At 34.8% G+C, this 17,720-nt stretch carries 16 protein-coding genes; 7 read left to right on the top strand and 9 right to left on the bottom strand.

From position 1 onward, the window contains the following. Positions 1 to 449: 449 nt before the first annotated feature. The 3 genes from ACXAGJ_RS03645 to ACXAGJ_RS03635 are packed head-to-tail and all read left to right on the top strand — an operon-like array spanning position 450 to position 9,219. Positions 450 to 3,785 (top strand): RHS repeat domain-containing protein, encoded by a 3,336-nt coding sequence (locus ACXAGJ_RS03645; RefSeq protein ID WP_474837227.1) that lies wholly within the window; start codon positions 450 to 452, stop codon positions 3,783 to 3,785. 19 nt (positions 3,786 to 3,804) lie between these two features. Beyond that, on the top strand, positions 3,805 to 8,919 hold the full coding sequence (locus tag ACXAGJ_RS03640) for a DUF6443 domain-containing protein (RefSeq protein ID WP_474837225.1): 5,115 nt from the start codon (positions 3,805 to 3,807) through the stop codon (positions 8,917 to 8,919). A 3-nt stretch (positions 8,920 to 8,922) separates the two neighbouring features. After that, positions 8,923 to 9,219 carry a hypothetical protein gene (locus ACXAGJ_RS03635; RefSeq protein WP_474837223.1) on the top strand — a complete coding sequence of 99 codons (297 nt, stop codon included), beginning with the start codon at positions 8,923 to 8,925 and terminating at the stop codon, positions 9,217 to 9,219. Between the two features lie 28 nt (positions 9,220 to 9,247). Here the strand turns inward: ACXAGJ_RS03635 and ACXAGJ_RS03630 are convergent, their stop codons facing one another. Further along, a complete protein-coding gene (locus ACXAGJ_RS03630; protein ID WP_474837221.1) occupies positions 9,248 to 9,622 on the bottom strand; it encodes a hypothetical protein in 375 nt (124 codons plus the stop codon). 208 nt (positions 9,623 to 9,830) lie between these two features. Between ACXAGJ_RS03630 and ACXAGJ_RS03625 the strand changes: the two genes are divergently transcribed. The 4 genes from ACXAGJ_RS03625 to ACXAGJ_RS03610 all read left to right on the top strand — a co-directional run bounded on the left by ACXAGJ_RS03625 (position 9,831) and on the right by ACXAGJ_RS03610 (position 11,694). Beyond that, complete coding sequence (locus tag ACXAGJ_RS03625; protein ID WP_474837219.1) at positions 9,831 to 10,103, top strand: immunity protein Imm33 domain-containing protein; 273 nt, start codon at positions 9,831 to 9,833, stop codon at positions 10,101 to 10,103. A 76-nt stretch (positions 10,104 to 10,179) separates the two neighbouring features. Continuing rightward, positions 10,180 to 10,524, top strand: coding sequence for a hypothetical protein (locus ACXAGJ_RS03620; protein ID WP_474837217.1), 345 nt, complete (start codon positions 10,180 to 10,182; stop codon positions 10,522 to 10,524). Beyond that, positions 10,517 to 10,921, top strand: a complete 405-nt coding sequence (locus ACXAGJ_RS03615; RefSeq protein WP_474837215.1) for a DUF2750 domain-containing protein — start codon at positions 10,517 to 10,519, stop codon at positions 10,919 to 10,921. Before ACXAGJ_RS03620 ends, ACXAGJ_RS03615 begins: the two co-directional genes overlap by 8 nt. 500 nt (positions 10,922 to 11,421) lie before the next feature. Then, positions 11,422 to 11,694: a hypothetical protein gene (locus ACXAGJ_RS03610; protein WP_474837213.1), complete on the top strand. Its 273-nt coding sequence runs from the start codon at positions 11,422 to 11,424 to the stop codon at positions 11,692 to 11,694. Positions 11,695 to 12,313: 619 nt separating this feature from the next. On the opposite strand, the gene ACXAGJ_RS03605 is transcribed toward ACXAGJ_RS03610, so the two are convergent. From ACXAGJ_RS03605 to ACXAGJ_RS03570, 8 genes are all read right to left on the bottom strand, one after another. After that, entirely contained in the window at positions 12,314 to 12,457 is a 144-nt protein-coding gene (locus tag ACXAGJ_RS03605) for a hypothetical protein (RefSeq protein WP_474837211.1), read from the bottom strand. After that, positions 12,420 to 12,704, bottom strand: coding sequence for a hypothetical protein (locus ACXAGJ_RS03600; RefSeq protein ID WP_474837209.1), 285 nt, complete (start codon positions 12,702 to 12,704; stop codon positions 12,420 to 12,422). The genes ACXAGJ_RS03605 and ACXAGJ_RS03600 overlap by 38 nt, the downstream gene beginning before the upstream one ends. After that, positions 12,667 to 12,891 (bottom strand): hypothetical protein, encoded by a 225-nt coding sequence (locus tag ACXAGJ_RS03595; protein WP_474837208.1) that lies wholly within the window; start codon positions 12,889 to 12,891, stop codon positions 12,667 to 12,669. Before ACXAGJ_RS03595 ends, ACXAGJ_RS03600 begins: the two co-directional genes overlap by 38 nt. 15 nt (positions 12,892 to 12,906) lie before the next feature. After that, on the bottom strand, positions 12,907 to 13,260 hold the full coding sequence (locus ACXAGJ_RS03590) for a hypothetical protein (protein WP_474837206.1): 354 nt from the start codon (positions 13,258 to 13,260) through the stop codon (positions 12,907 to 12,909). A gap of 304 nt (positions 13,261 to 13,564) precedes the next feature. Next, positions 13,565 to 15,679, bottom strand: a complete 2,115-nt coding sequence (locus ACXAGJ_RS03585) for a toprim domain-containing protein (protein WP_474837204.1) — start codon at positions 15,677 to 15,679, stop codon at positions 13,565 to 13,567. 162 nt (positions 15,680 to 15,841) lie between these two features. Further along, positions 15,842 to 16,084, bottom strand: coding sequence for a hypothetical protein (locus ACXAGJ_RS03580; RefSeq protein WP_474837202.1), 243 nt, complete (start codon positions 16,082 to 16,084; stop codon positions 15,842 to 15,844). Continuing rightward, complete coding sequence (locus ACXAGJ_RS03575) at positions 16,081 to 16,425, bottom strand: helix-turn-helix domain-containing protein (RefSeq protein ID WP_474837200.1); 345 nt, start codon at positions 16,423 to 16,425, stop codon at positions 16,081 to 16,083. Before ACXAGJ_RS03575 ends, ACXAGJ_RS03580 begins: the two co-directional genes overlap by 4 nt. Before the next feature lie 230 nt (positions 16,426 to 16,655). Then, a complete protein-coding gene (locus ACXAGJ_RS03570; protein WP_474837198.1) occupies positions 16,656 to 17,696 on the bottom strand; it encodes a hypothetical protein in 1,041 nt (346 codons plus the stop codon). Positions 17,697 to 17,720 lie beyond the last annotated feature (24 nt).

The following is a 17,720-nucleotide window of genomic DNA, read 5'->3' as shown; positions in this document are numbered from 1 at the left end:
TTTTAAGAGGACTACTCTGTCTGTACCAGTGATTGATGAGCTAATTTCTAGCACTTTGACGAAAGCTTACCGACACATTTTTTATAAAAAAATACTGGTAATACAGATTTCTGTATTGCGAAAAGAAGGTAAGATGATAGTTTTGTCCTTGTCTTTGATAGCAAGGGAAAAATTATCAAAAACTTTAACATTTCAATAAAGCAGAGTTTCAAATTTTGAAACTGGCGCGGTGTAATATTGCATTACAAAAAGGAAAAATTGAATTACAATTATTTGTGTTTAGATAATGAATCATAAGGGATAAGTTTAATTAGGAGTAGGCACCAAAAGAGAAGATTTCTCTGCTTATCCCTTCCCGGTTCATTGGCACATGGTAATTGGTTTAAATATTATGGGATTAATACAGTAAAACAAAAATTAAGTAACTAAATCAAATGAACATTTCAACAATGAAACAATTAATCATACTGTTTCTGATGGTGGTATGCTCCATAGCTACTGCTCAGGAATTACCAGATGTTACTCCAGTCTCACCAGAGGCTGCATCCATTGCCCGTTATGGTCAAGTACCAGTAGGGTTATTTACAGGAACTGCACAGGTAAGTGTTCCGATATACACATTTACTTCAGGACCATTATCCATTCCTGTGAGTTTGGATTATAGTTCTAATGGAATCCGAGTAGACGAGTATTCGTCTTCAGCTGGTTTAGGCTGGAATCTATCCGCAGGAGGAGCGATTACTAGATCAGTATATGGGAAAAAGGATGAAAATCAGTATCGCCCTGCAAAAGATGTAGATTTGAATATAGGTGAAGACCGATATTTATATGCATCCGCTGCTGCTGATCCAAGTCCTGATGGGATCGATATCCAACCGGATATTTTCTCTTTTAGCTTTAATGGTTTTAGTGGTAAGTTTTATCTAGATGACAATGCGCCTTTTATAACAGAGCGCAATGTAATTTTCTTAGAACCTTCCCCAGTAAAAGTGGAAATCCTGAATGTAGGTACAGAGCATCATTTTAAAATTACTGATCCTAGTGGGATTGTTTATTATTTTGGAGGTGCTAATGCGATTGAAAAATCCAGATATTCTTCTACAAATCAGGCTAATTCTGGTGATGTAAGGCCGCTTGTGCCTTCTGCATGGTATTTAACCAAAATTACACATCCATCAGGAGAAGAAATCACTTTTTCTTATACTTCTACATCAAGTACCTATAAACAAAGTATTTCGCAAAGTGTAACTCGAGTAGATGGTTTTTATCGGGATTCTGATGCTTGTATTTCAAGTGGCAGTGATAGTGCATTTTTAAATATTGCACAAGGGAATACTTCTTACCTTTCACAAATTAGTTCTACAGATTCGGGAAGTATTACTTTTAATTATAGTGCCAAAGCGAATATGCCAACTGGTTTTAATAAACTGGAAGAAATCGTAATTAAAAACCAGCATGATACTACCATTAAGAGCTTTTCTTTGGAGTATGATATGGTATCTAGTACAAAAGCTAATTTAGATTTTACGCAAGAACCTTATTTTAATACAAGATATTATCTATCCAAGGTAACCGAAATTTCTTCTAGTGGGACACTATTATCACCATATACTTTTGAATATAATAACCCAGAAAGTTTACCTGCACGTTTTGTATATGCTCAGGATCACTGGGGATTTTATAATGGTAAAGATGATAATCGTAATTTGATCCCTACTGAGGCGATAGATAAGATAGCAGCGAACTTTGTACTCTATAATGCATTAAGTGGTTTGGAAGCAGCAGATCGCAGTCCTAGTTCTACGCATGCAAACTTTGGAATGATAAAAGGGATCACCTATCCTACCAAAGGAAAGAATGAATTTAGTTATGAGGGGCATGGATATTACGGAGAAGTGACCACAAATCCATCTTACGTAGATCAAATCGCAAATGTCACCAATACCAATCCAAACGGTAGTTTTGATACACCAGTTATACCCCACACGCATAAAGGATGGTTGAGTTTTGGTGCTAATCTGGATGATTTTAGCCAGGGTATTGGAGATACAACAAATCCGTTGAATTTTAATATTGCAGTAATTGATGTATTTGATATCACTACAGGTACAGAAGTGGGGGTTTCTATTTTTGATGAGTCTGATGTTCATGGTAATAGCCCTATACCGGGAGTAGTCTACGGAATTACCAATCAAAACTTTTCAAAGAGAAAATACGTGCAATTGCAAAAAGATCATCGCTATCGATTCAAGATCAGATTGAATAATGGCTATACACTTTCTAATATCAAGCTCACTTACTTTGATCAATTACCTATAGTGACTACACAAAAAATACCAGTTGGTGGGATGCGTATTGCTGAAGTAAAAACATTGGATGGTAATGGAAAGGTTGAAACCAAAAAATACCATTATGGGAATATGGATTGTCTGGATTGTGATTCTGGGGTGGCTATTGCCAGAAACATAGAACCACATATCAATACCAATACTGTATTGTTTAATGATGCTGATAGTAAAGCAACTCTTTGTGGTTCTACTACCATATCCTCAAACACCGCTTTTCCTTTGTATGGAGTACAAGGATACCATATTGGGTACAATAAAGTAATCGAGGAATTAGGAGAAGATTTTAAAGGAGGGTTAAAACTACATGAGTTTGAGAGTGATTTTTTGCTTGTTCCTAACGTCGCTGTTTTCGGAGAAGAATATATTGCTGGATTACCATACAGCAATTTCTTTGGATTTGGTCGTAAGCTTTCAGAAAAGACATATAAAAAAGAAAACAACGGTTTTAAAATCGTACAGGAACAAGCGAACGAATATACGCACAAAACAAACTTGGATAAAGAAACAATAGTGTATTCGGTACGAAAAGCAAGGAGTATCTCAGTGGGATTTGCAGATGATCCAGGATATACCCTACAAAATACTCAATATCATATTGGTCAATATTCATTATTGCGCCAATGGCATACGATGAGTAAACGTACTACTAAACAATACAATAGTAATGGAGAAAACCCATTAACCACTACAGAGAAATTTTTCTATGATAATGCGGATCACTTACAACAAACCAGAACAGAAGTGACCGATAGTAAGGGTAGAATCATTAAAACCCAGACCATTTATCCTCAAGATATAGCAGCTCCTAATCGAACCGTTACAGAACAAAAACTAATCGATCAACATCAAATTGCAGCAGCTATCGATGTGATTACTATAGAACAGATGGGAGGTGCTGAAGAAGTACTTTCTAAAGTACATAACGAATATAAAGATTGGGGGAATAATGTATTACTTCCGGAAGAAGTGCTAACTGCCAAAGGAAGCAACGATTTAGAGCTTAGAGTAAAATATACATCTTACGATAACTTTGGAAATCCAACCGAGGTGGCCAAGGCAGATGGGATACCTATGGCTTATATCTGGGGATATGATCATCAATATCCGGTAGCTAAAATCGAAAACATGACCTATAGCGGGGTATCGGCATATGTTGGTGAGATTCAAAATAAATCCAACTCGGATACCGATCATAAAATGGGTGGAGAAGGTAGTGAAGGCGCGTTACGCACCGAGCTCAATAAACTACGGGTAGAATTACCAGCGGATGCTATGGTAACTACCTATACCTATGATCCTATGGTAGGAGTGACCAGTATGACAGATCCAAGAGGGTACACGGTATATTATGAGTATGATGATTTTAATCGTCTGCAGTATGTACGAGATGCCGATGGCAATTTGATTTCAGAGAACAAATACCACTATAAAAACTAATCCTAAAAAGTAAGAAGACATGCAAAACAAGATATATTTAATTGTATTCCTATTACTTATAGGATACACTGCGCAAGCACAATTAACTGATGAGCCTATTGATGGGGGCGGTGGTACCACCAAATATTATTATGATGGGGATAGAGATGGGTATGGTAATCCTAATTCTTCCTATGTAACCACCCCTACTACTAATTATGTGCCTAACAATACCGATTGTAACGATGGTAGTGCGGCAATCAATCCTACTACCCGTTGGTATTATGATGGAGATGGTGATGGTAGAGGGCGTACCAGTCCTATGAAGATCCAGTGTACTAAGCCTTCTGGTTATGTATTGTATAATGACGATCGGGATGATAACAATCAGTATATCACTCATATCGCTCCACGTTACTTTTACAGAGATGGGGATAACGATACTTTTGGTAATCCCAACAACAGGGTATACCGCAGTGTTCGTCCTGGGGGTTATGTGACCAATAATCTGGATTGTAATGATGGTAATGCATCGATTAATCCCAACAAGGTTTGGTATAGAGATGCCGACAAAGATGGTAGAGGGAATGCGAACTCGACTACCAAGAGTTGTACGCAACCATCAGGTTATGTAAGTAACAATGATGATATCAATGATGGAGACAAATGGATTACTAATATCCCACCCCGTTATTTTTATAAAGATGGAGATACCGATACTTATGGTTCCCCTGCAGCAGCTACACGAGTATACCGTAGTGTTCGTCCAAGTGGTTATGTAACCAATAATAGCGATTGTGATGATGGAAATATCAATATCAACCCCAACACGGTTTGGTATAAAGATGGGGATGGAGACCAGAGAGGAAATCCCTCTATTACCAAAACCCAGTGTGGCAGGCCTCTAGGTTATGTGCTGACCAATGATGATATTAATGATGGTAATGAGTTTATTACCAATATCCCACCTAAGAATTTCTACAGAGATGCGGATAATGATACTTTTGGGAACCCTAATATCAAATATTATCAAAGTTTTCCTCCATCTGATGGGTATACTTATGTGACCAATGGTAATGATCGTAATGATAGTACCGAGTTTATCACCAACATTGCACCTAAGAACTTTTATAGAGATGTAGATACGGATACCTATGGAGATCCCAATGCTCGATTTTATTATAGTGCAGCACCAACAGATGGGTATGCCTATGTACTTAATGGAGATGACTATAATGATAATGATGAGTACATCACCAATGTAGCTCCCAAGAATTTTTATAGAGATGCAGATACAGATACCTATGGAAATCCAAATGTCAAATATTATCGTAGTGCTGCACCAGTAGATCAGTACACTTATGTGTTAAATGGAGATGATCATGATGATGGTGACGAGTATATCACCAACATTGCTCCTCAAAACTTCTACAGAGATGGGGACAATGATACTTTTGGGAATCCAAACATCAAGTATTACCGAAGTGCACCACCAGTAGATGCATATACTTATGTGCTTAATGGAAATGATTGTAATGACAACAACCCTTCTATCCATCCAAATACAAAATGGTATAAAGATGTTGATAATGATGGTTTTGGAGATCCTGCCGATATCCAAACCAGTTGTACAGCGCCAACAGGGTATGTAGCTGATAATACCGATAACTGTCCTGGAGTATTTGGAGAAAATCAAGGATGTGAATATTCTCCTTATACGTTAAACTTATCGGATACAGAAACGTATGTATTTACTCGTACCTACCAAACAGAAATGGAATCTCCAAGTGAGATACAGTACAACAAAGATGTTACAGAAACCGTCACTTACTTTGATGGGTTAGGAAGACCTAAACAACAAACGGCGATTAAAGCCTCACCAACAGAAGCAGACATCATCACCCATATGGAGTACGATGAGATCGGTAGACAAGCCAAGGAGTATTTACCTTTTGCCAAGACAAACAATGGTAGTTATACTTCAGTAAATGTTACTAACGACATCAACCAATATTATTTAGACACCTATGCTGCAGACTTTGCAGGGATTACGAATCCGGCACAAGTAAATGCCTATAGCGAAAGTATCTTTGAAGATTCACCTTTAAGTAGAGTATTAGAACAAGGAACCCCGGGTAAGGATTGGAAAGCAGACCCTAATAGTGATGCTGATCATACCATTAAATTTGATTGGAGGCAAAACACGGCAAATGAAGTAGTACGTTTTGATGTTACTTTTACAAATAATGATACCGAGAAACCAGAGCTATATCAAAACGGATATTATGCAGCTAATGAGTTGTATGTAAGTATCACCAAAGATGAAAACTGGACACCAACCGATGGAGATAATCACACTACCAGAGAATACAAAGACAAACAAGATCAGGTAGTATTAAAAAGAAACTATAATAACGGAGAAGCACATGATACGTATTATGTCTATGACAAATACAATAATTTAAGCTTTGTACTACCTCCAAAGGTGACTATTACAGATGGTGTCTCTGACACCGAGCTTGCCGAGTTGTGTTATCAGTATCATTACGATTACAGAAATCGATTGATCGAAAAGAAGATCCCAGGTAAAGGATTAGAATCTATTGTCTATGACAAACAGGATCGTCCTATCTTAACTCAGGATGCTTTATTAGCAGCAGAAAATACCTGGCTGTTTACCAAATACGATGCTCATGGTAGAGTGGCTTATACAGGAAAGTATATCGATACAAGATCCAGAGCTACAATACAAACAGAGATCAATAATAGTTCTGCTCCTGTAACCATAGAAAAACGAGGAGCAGAAACTACCGTAAATGGAGCAAAAATCTCATATAGTAGTAATGCGTTCCCAACGAATAACTTAGAACTATTAACGATCAACTATTATGATGATTATAGTTTTGATGTGGTAGGGATTACAGCACCATCGGCAACAGTATACGGTCAAACAATAACTAGTAATACAAGATCACTAGCTACTGGAAGCAAAGTGAGAGTATTGGGGACTGATGATTGGATTACTACAGTAACCTGGTATGACGGTAAAGGAAGACCAATCTATGTAGTCAATAAAAATGACTATCTGGGTGCTACGGATATTGTAGAAACTCAATTGGACTTTACGGGTAGAGTAGTACAAAGTAAAACCACCCATACCAAAGGTAGTAATGCAGCTATTGTAACGATCGATACTTTTACCTATGATCATACTGGTAGAGTGACCAAACAAAAACAATCCATAAATGAACAAGACGAAACCATTGCAGAAAACAGCTATGATGCCCTTGGGCAATTGATCACTAAAAAAGTAGGAGGTGGATTACAAGATGTAGATTATAAATACAATATTAGAGGATGGCTTAAAAGTATTAATGAAGGTACAACCAGTAATGGAGATATTTTTGGTTTTGCTATTGATTATAATACGGGGACCAATCCTTTATATAATGGAAATATCACAAAAACATCTTGGAGAACAGCTAATGATAATATTACCAGAAGTTACAGTTATAGTTATGATGATTTAAATCGTATCCTTAGTGCTACAAGTAATGATGGTAAATATGATCTAAGTAGTGTTTCTTATGATAAAGTAGGAAACATCCTAACATTAAATAGAAAAGGACATACCAATGCTGCAGCTACAACATTCGGGAATATGGATATGTTAGCCTATACCTATAATGGAGGTAACAAGCTTAAAAAGGTGACAGATACGGCTAATGATAATTTTGGGTTTAAAGATGGAACTAATACTAATGATGATTTTGAATATGATGAAAATGGTAATATGATTGTTGACCGTAACAAAGGGATATCATCAATCACTTATAATCATTTAAACTTACCTGAAACAGTTTCCATTAGCAATAGTCATGGTACAGGAACAATTGCTTATATTTACAACGCCGCTGGAACGAAACAAAAAAAGATCGTAACAGAGGGAAGTTCTGTAACTACTACAGATTATGTAGGGAGCTATACATACGAAAACGGAAATCTTAAGTTTATTGATCAACCAGAAGGGTATATTGAGTCAGCTGGAAACGGTTACCAATATGTATATCGTTTACAAGATATTTGGAAGAATACTAGAGTTTCTTTTGCTGATACCAATCTCGATGGTGCGATTACAACCTCTGAAATCAAAAGGGAACAACATTACTACCCTTTTGGTATCGAATGGAAAGGAATTAATCCTACCATTAGAGGAATTAAGAACAAATTAAAAACTTATCAAGGGCAGGAATTAACCGAAGATTTAGACCTAAATATTCATGAATGGAAATATCGTATAAGTGATCCTAGTATTGGTAGATTCTGGCAAATAGACCCGTTGACAGAAGATTATATGTATAACTCAACTTACGCATTTCAAGAAAATAAGTTAGGAATGGGTGTTGAGTTAGAAGGTGCAGAGTTATTAGATTGGGCAAAACAAGCTCTTATAGGTGATGCTGTCCAGAACCCTAATGGTTTTGGAGCCCATGCAATTGGTATAGTTCAAGGTGTTGCTAATAATGTAAAAGGAGCAATCGATGCTATCACAAACCCAGTGCAAACAGCTAAAGGATTAGGTAATTTAGCTATTGCTAGTGCATTACAAGGGAACCCTGGAATGATGTCTCAAGCAGATGCTGCATTAGGAACAAACTCTTTAGAAACAGCAGTGGCAGTTGGAGAATCTGCGGTAAAAGGAGCTAAAGACTTAATAAGTGGTAACGGTGTACAGAGAGGAAACGTTATAGGAAACGTTGTTGGATCGGTTGTTGGGGCTAAAGGAACAAATATAGCTACAAAAGCTATTTCTAATGTCATAAAATCAAACAAGGCAACGACTTTATTTAGAGCAGTTTCTCAGGCTGAATTAGATGATATATCTTCTAATGGTCTAAGAAATACTCCAGGTCAATATGACACAGGGAAGTTATTTACAGAAACAGCACAAGACGCAGCACAACATGCCAAAAATTTCTTTGGATGGGATAAACTGCCAATGACAATAATAGAGGTTAAAGTTCCTAAATCAGTCATGAAAAATGCTACAAGATTTTCGGCAGATAATATGCCAGCAGTATCTATTCCTGCAAATCAACTTAAACAAATAAAAAAAATAAAGTCATTAGATAGCAGCCCAATTCCTAATAATTAAATTATGATTAAGATAAAAGCAAGATTATACTTATACAAGCATAAAGGAAGAAAAACACCTTTTTATAATGGTTATAGACCTGCATTCTGTTTTGATAACAGAAAGGATAGAGTTTATACAGGCCATATAGAATTGATAAATCAAGAATTCTTTGAAAGAGGAACACTAAATGAGGTTTTTATAACTTTTGTTGACAGAAAATTAGTAGAGAAATTTATTAAGATAGGAGAAACTTTTAGTATTAATGAACCACCAAACGAAATAGGAGAAGGAGAGATTTTAGAAATAATAAATGTTTGATAATAAAACCACTCTGTTAAGAGTGGTTTTATTCGTTTATTTTTAGGATCTCTCCATTCATTTTACGAGTATCATCAAAGGCTGTATATGTATAGGTGTTACCATTAACGGAATTAATGTCCACATTAAAAGAAGTTCCTATAATCATATTATAAGCTGGGTTATTCACTTCTTTATAAGTAAGTGTATATTGGCAATTAGATATCCATTTTATAGTACCCACTATTTTGATATTAGTGTTTTCATCGATTTCTATTTGTATCGAATCATTACGTATTATTTTGTGGTATTGCAAATTTGGATTAGTATACTTGAAAGTACCTGTTTTAAATTTAGAGCAATCTGTTGATTGTGAGTGTACTCCAATAGATAGTGCTAGGAATATTATGTAAATAATTTTCATAATTATAAATTTGCTTTTTTAGTTTTAGTATCTCTAATAATAGTAACAATAGGACGAAACATAATGTTTTGATGTCATCATCTAAATCTTGTATATCCTGTAATCGATGTACGGTTTTTTTGTCAAAAATTGCATTGATCCCTTCATCTACTGGATAATCCAAAAATAAACTTATTTTGTCATAATTTTAACTTTAGTTAATGAGATTATGGATCTGAATATTGGTGCAATATTTATAAGCAATAAAATTTTAATTGATAAAGAAGCTCCAACCTGGATGTATCGCGAAAAGCTAAGTAATGAAGGAGATAGTGGTTGGAGAGTTTTTTCGGGGAACGAGGATGATGAGTATCTTAAAAATTATGACAATTTTAAACTGGTTTCTGCAGATCAATTAATAAAAATTGATGATGAAGTTAAGGTTAATTTATTAGCGCCTTATGGTTTTTCTTTTGAAAAAGATCTAGAAACTAACGAGTAGATAATAGTTGATGAGGTAGAGTAAAATAGAATTGTAAGTGGATTACAGAAAATTGAATCGTATAAATAAGGTCATTTTGACTCAGGAAGAAGACAATATTTATATATTGTATCTTGTGAATGATTTAAATGAGGAAGATTCCTTTATGCTTCAATTTCAATCTGATCTATCTAATGAAGGGAAAGAGCTAGGCTGGACTAAATATTATTTGGGATATGCAGATGGTTCAAGGGGCAATTACAATTGCATAGAGTCTATAGATTTAAGTAAAAAACAAATAGATATTAAACTTAATTCCATAGGAAAATCAACCTTCGAATATTCTGACCTTTCCTTTAACTTTAGTCAAATTTTGGATGACAATATTTTATCATTTATAAAGGATAGGTTCAGTGAAGAAGATGTTATATTAAATGTTTAGAATTGTGCATCCAAAACAAACAGAAAATTTATTAAAACTATCTAATGAAGAAAGAGTTGAATATTTCATTAGATATTGTGCAGATTTCGAGGAGGTATGGGGTCTTTGCACCGAAAAATATAGCTGGATAATATTTAAAGACGCAGAAGGAGATGAAATATTCTCTTTATGGCCTCACAAAGATTTAGCAGATTTTTGTGCCTTTGATGAACATAAAGAAATGGGGGCTAAGCCAAGTTCAATTTCTATTTACTCATTTATAGAAGAGTTTATTGGTAATCCAAGTTTGAAAGATGTTTATTTTGGTATCTTTTATAACAAAGACAGAGAAGCCTTAGTTTTAAAAGGAGAAACTTTAAAAGAGGAACTGGAAGCAGAATTAGATGAACATGAGTAAGAGTACTTACAGGGATAATTCACGTTCCTTCTAGTCTGTGACTCGTGTGGGATAAGATACTTCTAATCTCACCAGTCTTTTATTAATGCTGGATAAGAACAAGAAAAAAATAACAAGCCAGTTTCATTTTTTGAAACTGGCTTGTCGTATTTTTGGATGACTTACCTAGTTTTGAGAGAGGTAATAGTTGCAATCTAGCCCATGGGGGCTATGGATAAAGGTGAAGTTTAAGTTCTATCCCCAAAGGTAAACACGTCGTCATTTTAATCAATTAATAAAATGAAAAGAAATAACAATGACATTTTAAAAGTTATAGTATTTATAATTTTTATACTCTTCTTTTTGACCTTGTATATTTTAGAAGAAAAAATGTAAGCAACTGGAGTTTCATGGTAAGCAATATCAAATTAAAGATATCTTATCAAAACAAATACGGTTTTCCGTAACATCGTTAGGTATAACTTTCTGAACTTACTCTTAAAAAGCAAAGAGTAGGTTATATGAACGATTTATTTTTTAAGTACAAAGAGCTATTGTTTCGTGCAGAAGTAGGTGTTTTAAAAAAGAAAAATTTGTTGAATCACCCAAGAAAGACATATCAGGTAAAGGGTAAACAGAAATACGGTAGATTAATTCAGGATGAATTTCTAGATCATAACAATACTGCAATTTACCATGTAGAGTATTTTATTTCTTACGATCATACCTATCAATACATTTCCATAAAGGATGTGGAGCAATCTGTTGATTATGAACATGAAGAGCTAATATAGTAACTAAAAAGCCTAACAAAATAGCTTTTTATCGATGAAAATTGATTTTTGTCGATAAAATAACTTCTTGTGCATTTATAATTTGAGGTAAAACCGTAATTGTATTGTATATTTGTGTATAGAATTAGATGATATAGCATTGTTTATATATCGCTCGTCAAAATACGATTACTTTTACCCCCAAAATTACCCTGAATTTAACTTAACAAAAACCTCTTTTAAATAAAGGAGGTTTTTTTATTGATTGAATTTTTCCGTAGTGTTAATCTGGTAGTTAGTTTACGAGGATTAAAAAACTTTTACAAATTGCTAATACTCAATGCATATATGCAACAACTCGATTAAGTTGTTTTTTAACCCGTAAAAACTTTGTGGGATAACAGTTTGCAATTTTGTTTTGAATTCTTTTATATTGCTATTGTTTCATATATCTCATCGTTTATTTTAGTCATCCCTGATAATTTTCGCACTTCTTAAAACCCTGACTAATTACAACGATGAGATTTCTTCTTTAAAAGGGATTTTAGTAGAATGCCACAATAAAAAGGGGAAGTAAAATCCCAGATGGTTATAGATTATTAATAGAATAAAAGCAGTTACATTGCTAAGGATAAGATGATTACTTTTTTCTGTCCTTAGTTTTAAAGTAAATTTCTGTGGTAGTTTTGGCTATCCCTACTAAAAGAGAAACTCCAAAAATCACTTTCAGTGTTGTGGTCAAAGCATCAGGTCTGGTGATATCTTTTAAAAGAGATTTGTTCATTGTTTGAAGTTTTTGTTAGGATTTTCCATGCATCACGCACCTTTTTGCAGGATTCAATCATACCGGCTGTAGCACTAAGAAAATACTTGGAGACATACAGAAAGACAAATACTGTTCCAGCAATGACTACTGTTTTTGTAATGGTTTTTACAAGAGGCTTATCAAAAAACTCATCGCTTGGACTGGTTAGAATTCTTTGATAAGTCTTATCACTGGAGATTTTTCTTTTGGTTCTTCTTTTTTCCATAGTTTTTGATCATATGATACACGATATAGAGACAAATTCCAGAGCCTGTAACCATCAATGCATTTTTAAACAATTGATTTTGATTTGCCAATTGAATACACTGATTTTTATAAAACAAAAGCTCTGTAGGTATATCTCTTGCAATTTGTAATTCAGAACAATCCAATAGATTTTTGGGCAGTGTCATTGAGATTTGTTTTTATTAGGTTTTTCTAATGATAAAAGCTTGGTCTTGAACATCTGTAATTCCATATTCATATACACAGTTCCAGAGTATACCTTCAATTTTTATGTTATGGGTAAACACCCCAAAATGATATCCTGCCCCAAGTAGGAAGTCACGACTTCGTTTTACACTTTCCTGCTCACCAAGAATGGTCCGTAATACTTTTCGGTTTTTATCAAGCGCTCTGTTAATAGAAGCCATCGCATTTCTTTTTTGCCTGGCTCTTTCATTGTTAAAACGTATTTGATTTTCTTTGCACTGAAATTTTTGATTGCTTCGGTGCTTGGTAAATTCTTGATTGGTCCAGGGGTCGATTCCTTTAAGTTCCATAGTTTTGATTTTAGGGCTAAGATATCCGAAAAACCCTTGAAAAAAGCAGTTTACCTTCAAGTGAACGTCATACAACGAAATATAACACGATCTAACATAGGGTAGGATACATCCAATCATATTTCAGAGACAGATAACGAAAAGAATAGCGGCTAAAATGTGATAATCTATATTAATTTGGATTTTGAGCACTTTCTTTGGCATTTTTACACCTCTACACCCTGGTAAAGTAATATATATTACTTTACCAGGGTGTAGAGGTGTATGCCTTGAACCCGAAAATTTCCAAGTTTTCAAAACGTTTTTAAGAAAATTTCATTTGCGAGGTTGGGTTTTCAATGGGCTGCAAACGATAAAAAATTTCTCTTCCGTTTTGAGTTTTTACTAATTGGCAAGGGACATCATTGGCATCTGGAATTTCATAATAGTTGCTGCACAATTCTTTAAGCCGTTCTCGGATAGTACGATCCCCACAAGAAAACGTTTGACAAAGATCAGCAATTAAGGTTTTCCCAGAAACTTTTCCGGTAACATAGGAAGATAGAAATTCCTTGATTTCTCCAAGATTCCCCTTTTTGCTTTGAACTACTGTAGATACAGGCAAAACGTTGGAATTTGCCAGGATCAATCGTTTGGTGGTTTCACAAAATTCTACTGTTGCTGGCAAAGGTCTTTTTCCATTTCGGTTTTTAGGGAAATGAATCAGGATTAAATCGGAGACTTCAGGTTGTTTTTCATTCTCGAAAGCGGTTCTGAAGGTAAAGGTAGATTTATTCCCTATTTCGGTTCCCAAATGCCCTCTAGGTTTTCCTTCGGTTTGTGTTGGGTTTTCGTGAATTACAGCGATAAAAGAAACTTGTTTTTCTCGCTTATTGATCTCGTCATTAAGTTTGTCGTTAATCAGCAGGCTATCTTGAGTGCTATTAAAATCCATCACACAGTCTGATATCACATCAAGTATGACAACCAGGTGTTCATCAACAAGTTTTTCTTGTACATGATCCATGAATTCACATAGTGCTTCAAAGCGTTGAGGGCGTGGAGTATTCACTAAGGAAGTATAGTGGAAATTCCATGGTTTTTCCATAATTTCATAACCAGCATCTAGTTGAATTTCTTGTAGTGCTTTTGGCAATTGATGTGCAAGGTTCCGCTCGGTATCTACATAGCATACATGACAAGGAATTTCTGGATTATGAATAAACCCTAATAGTTCATTGGTACACGCTTGTTTTTTAAGTAAAGCGCTACATAAGGTTTGTGCTAGCCTGCTTTTGTGTGTTCCCGATTTTCCTTGTATTAAATGAATACTTTGAGCGAAAATCACACCTTCTCCCTTATGAGTAACTAATGAAGGAATTTCCTGAATTTCAGAAGCGATAACCTTACTGAGTTCTTGCTCAACCTGGCAAAGTTTTGTCAGATACTTACCTGTTATTGTTTCCTCTTTTTCGGGAGGTGGAAATAGTTGAAAAGTATCATTGGAAACTGCTTTTCCACTTTTGACAAAATCGGAAAAATCTTTTCCATCATAAGCAGCAAGTTGTGGTAGTGTCGCTCGATATAGCTGAAACTTTGCAGCGAGTTTTTGAGATTGCGCTTCTCCGGTATCATCGTTATCATAGAGTACAATGACTTTATCAAACCTGCCTTTTAGTTCTTTTATTAAATCGGGATGAGGAAGTGAGGTTTCACTATTAAAACAGATGGCATAATACCCTTTAGTAAATAAACTCATGACATCCTTTTCACCTCCGGTAATAAACAATTGCTTTCCCTTTTGAGGTAATTGTGTATATCCGAAGACATAATCCTGGGGTTTATCCCCGATCCATGAAAATTTATATTTTTTGGATAAAGGTTGATATATCTTATAGCAATCTTTAGTAACCTGATAGGCATAGATAGGATTTTGGGGTATAGTCCGTATAGCAATAGGATCATTGTTTTCTTTATACCGAGTCATTTTTGCTACAGGAAATACCCTAAAGTGATGTAGGTGTTTGGGAAGAATATCATAAGATTTCCAATACGCCATATTTTGGTTATTCCACGAGGTATCTAATTCAATTTGTGGTTTCTTTTTAGGACTAGCGGATACCAACCCTAAATTAAAATCGGCGTTAATTACTTCTAAGGCTTGTTTAAAAGAAATGTTTTTAAGCTTCATAATCAGATCAAAAACACTTCCGTCACAGCTGTCATCTGCAAAGTCTTTATATCTCCAAACACCACCTTTAGACGGATAGATATTAAAAGAAGGGGTTTGTTGCTTTTCTAAGAGAAAAGGATTGGAAATATGCTTTCCCTTCTTAAGAGTGCCGTAATTATGGTAAGGTTGTAAATAGTGATTTATTAAAGTATATGAATCTGTAAGTTGGATAATATTCTCTTTATTTAAAAGGTTATGTGAATTCATAATTTTTCTTCGTTTATGATTAATAATTTGCAAGAGGCCAAAGCACTATCATATTGGGGGAGTTACTTAAGCAGGTATATCCATTGATAGGAATACCACTCTGATTAGTAAACTCTTCAATATGATAGGCTCCTTTCTTAGGCGGACAGGTTTTTACAAGGGTTATAGCGCAGTATCCAGATCATAATTCATATCTGTTTCACAGAGTTGAAGGATCAGTAGGATAACATAAGGTTTGTAGTAAAAAATACTACCCTCAATTCTTATGGGCACCAATGGCAGTTTCCCGGACTTTTGAAGTCTACCCAATTTTTGTCTGGAGATAGGAGGGCTAAAGAGTTTCCCCACCTCACTGATACTTAAAAACAAAGCCCCTGGATTGATTAGTTCATTTGGATTTTTCACGACCTGGGCGATTTTAAATAGTTAGAGGCTTCTAGTTCATCGGCAACAGCAGGTTTTCCATCATGAATCCACTGGATCAATGCTTTCTTTGAAAAGGTAAGTGGTTTACCGCGAGAGAGTGTGGGTATTTCATATCGGCTGATCTTGGAATACATCGTTGGTTTGCTATATCCAACCAAGGCGCAAGCTTCATCAATAAATATGATATCCTGATCAACCTTGGGTTTAGATACTCCTTGATGTAGTAAGGCATCTTGTACTTCTCTTTTTACAATTTGTCGGTTTAGTTCTGTAAACTCTTCTACGTTAAGAGCATACAATGGTTTTAATAAATTGCTCATTATCTACTTTTTTTGTGATTTATAATGAGCATTGCGCAATGCTTTGTTTTATTAGATATCTGGTGCTAAATAACAGAAGATATCAAAGCAAAAAGAAGGATGGCTAGGCATTGCATAGCATGCATGGTGCATGGATATGCTAAATGCTGAAAACATGGGCGCTTTGAGGGTTATGCTACCCGTAAAAAGTTACAACCATGCATGAAGTATAATGGTAATACTTTTTGTATTTATGGAAACAAGGCGACAATTTTCCTGAATTCCCTTTTTGTATCTTCTGATGGGATACTATTTCCTAAGTTTCTGGGATTAAAATCTTGTTTGTTTTTGTCTATAAAACAGGCAGTAGTAAGTTTCCATATTCCTGAATACGGTTTTTCTATTTTATGTTGATCACAAAGGGTGACGATAAAGGCTTTTAAGTCTACTTGTTTTGCAATCCAATGAATACGGTTTTCTGGCAGTATAACTTCTCTGGAGAATACTTTTTTAAATTGAGTGTACGAAGTATTGGTATGAATATACTCGCTTTCCAATAACTTATGGAATATATCCAAAAACTTTGGATTGTTTCTATTAAAGAAGAGGGGATCTGATTTAGAGCCTATAAGAGTATAAGAATTTGAAATGTTGCTCCTATTCTTATTCTTGTTTTTTGATGTAGTGGTTTTAATTTTTTCATCTTTATGATTTGATACATTGGTTTCTAATTCTTCCGATAAGAAATTGACATATTCCAATGCAGTTAGAGCTACTTTTTTAGTCAACAGCAGATCTTTATATTGCCTTATCATCAAGGTTAGAAAGTTAGCATATTCTAGAAGATTATTTTTGAAGGTCTCTTTCAAATGATATTCTAAAAAATTATCAATATACTTGAGAGTGGCATCGAATTGACTTAATTTGAGTGCAAACCAGTAGTCATAAGAATCATCATTATTTGGGATGAGCACCTTTTGGTTTAAGTAATATAAAGCACCTTTAAAATCAAAGAAACCAAGTTCTATTTTATCCTTAAGTTTTTTCTTGTTTTTATAGATGTTTTGAAAATTTAAATAAACACTATCATTTGGTTTCTGGGTCAAATAGCTTGTGCCGTATTGTATACATATTGAGCACGTGTTTTCATACAAATGGAATAAATGCTCATATTCATCCCTGGTATATTTTTCTCTCTTTGTAATTTTTAATTCTTGATATATGAGTTCAAGCTCATACCTCCAAATATCCGATAATTCGATATCAAAATGGTCAAGATGATCTATATTCATTATCTACGTGATTTCCCCAATTGT

The sequence above is a fragment of the Aquimarina sp. AWH4_224 genome, assembly GCF_056160245.1.
The sequence above is the reverse complement of the archived record's forward strand: the minus strand, read 5'-3'. Positions and strand labels throughout refer to the sequence as shown.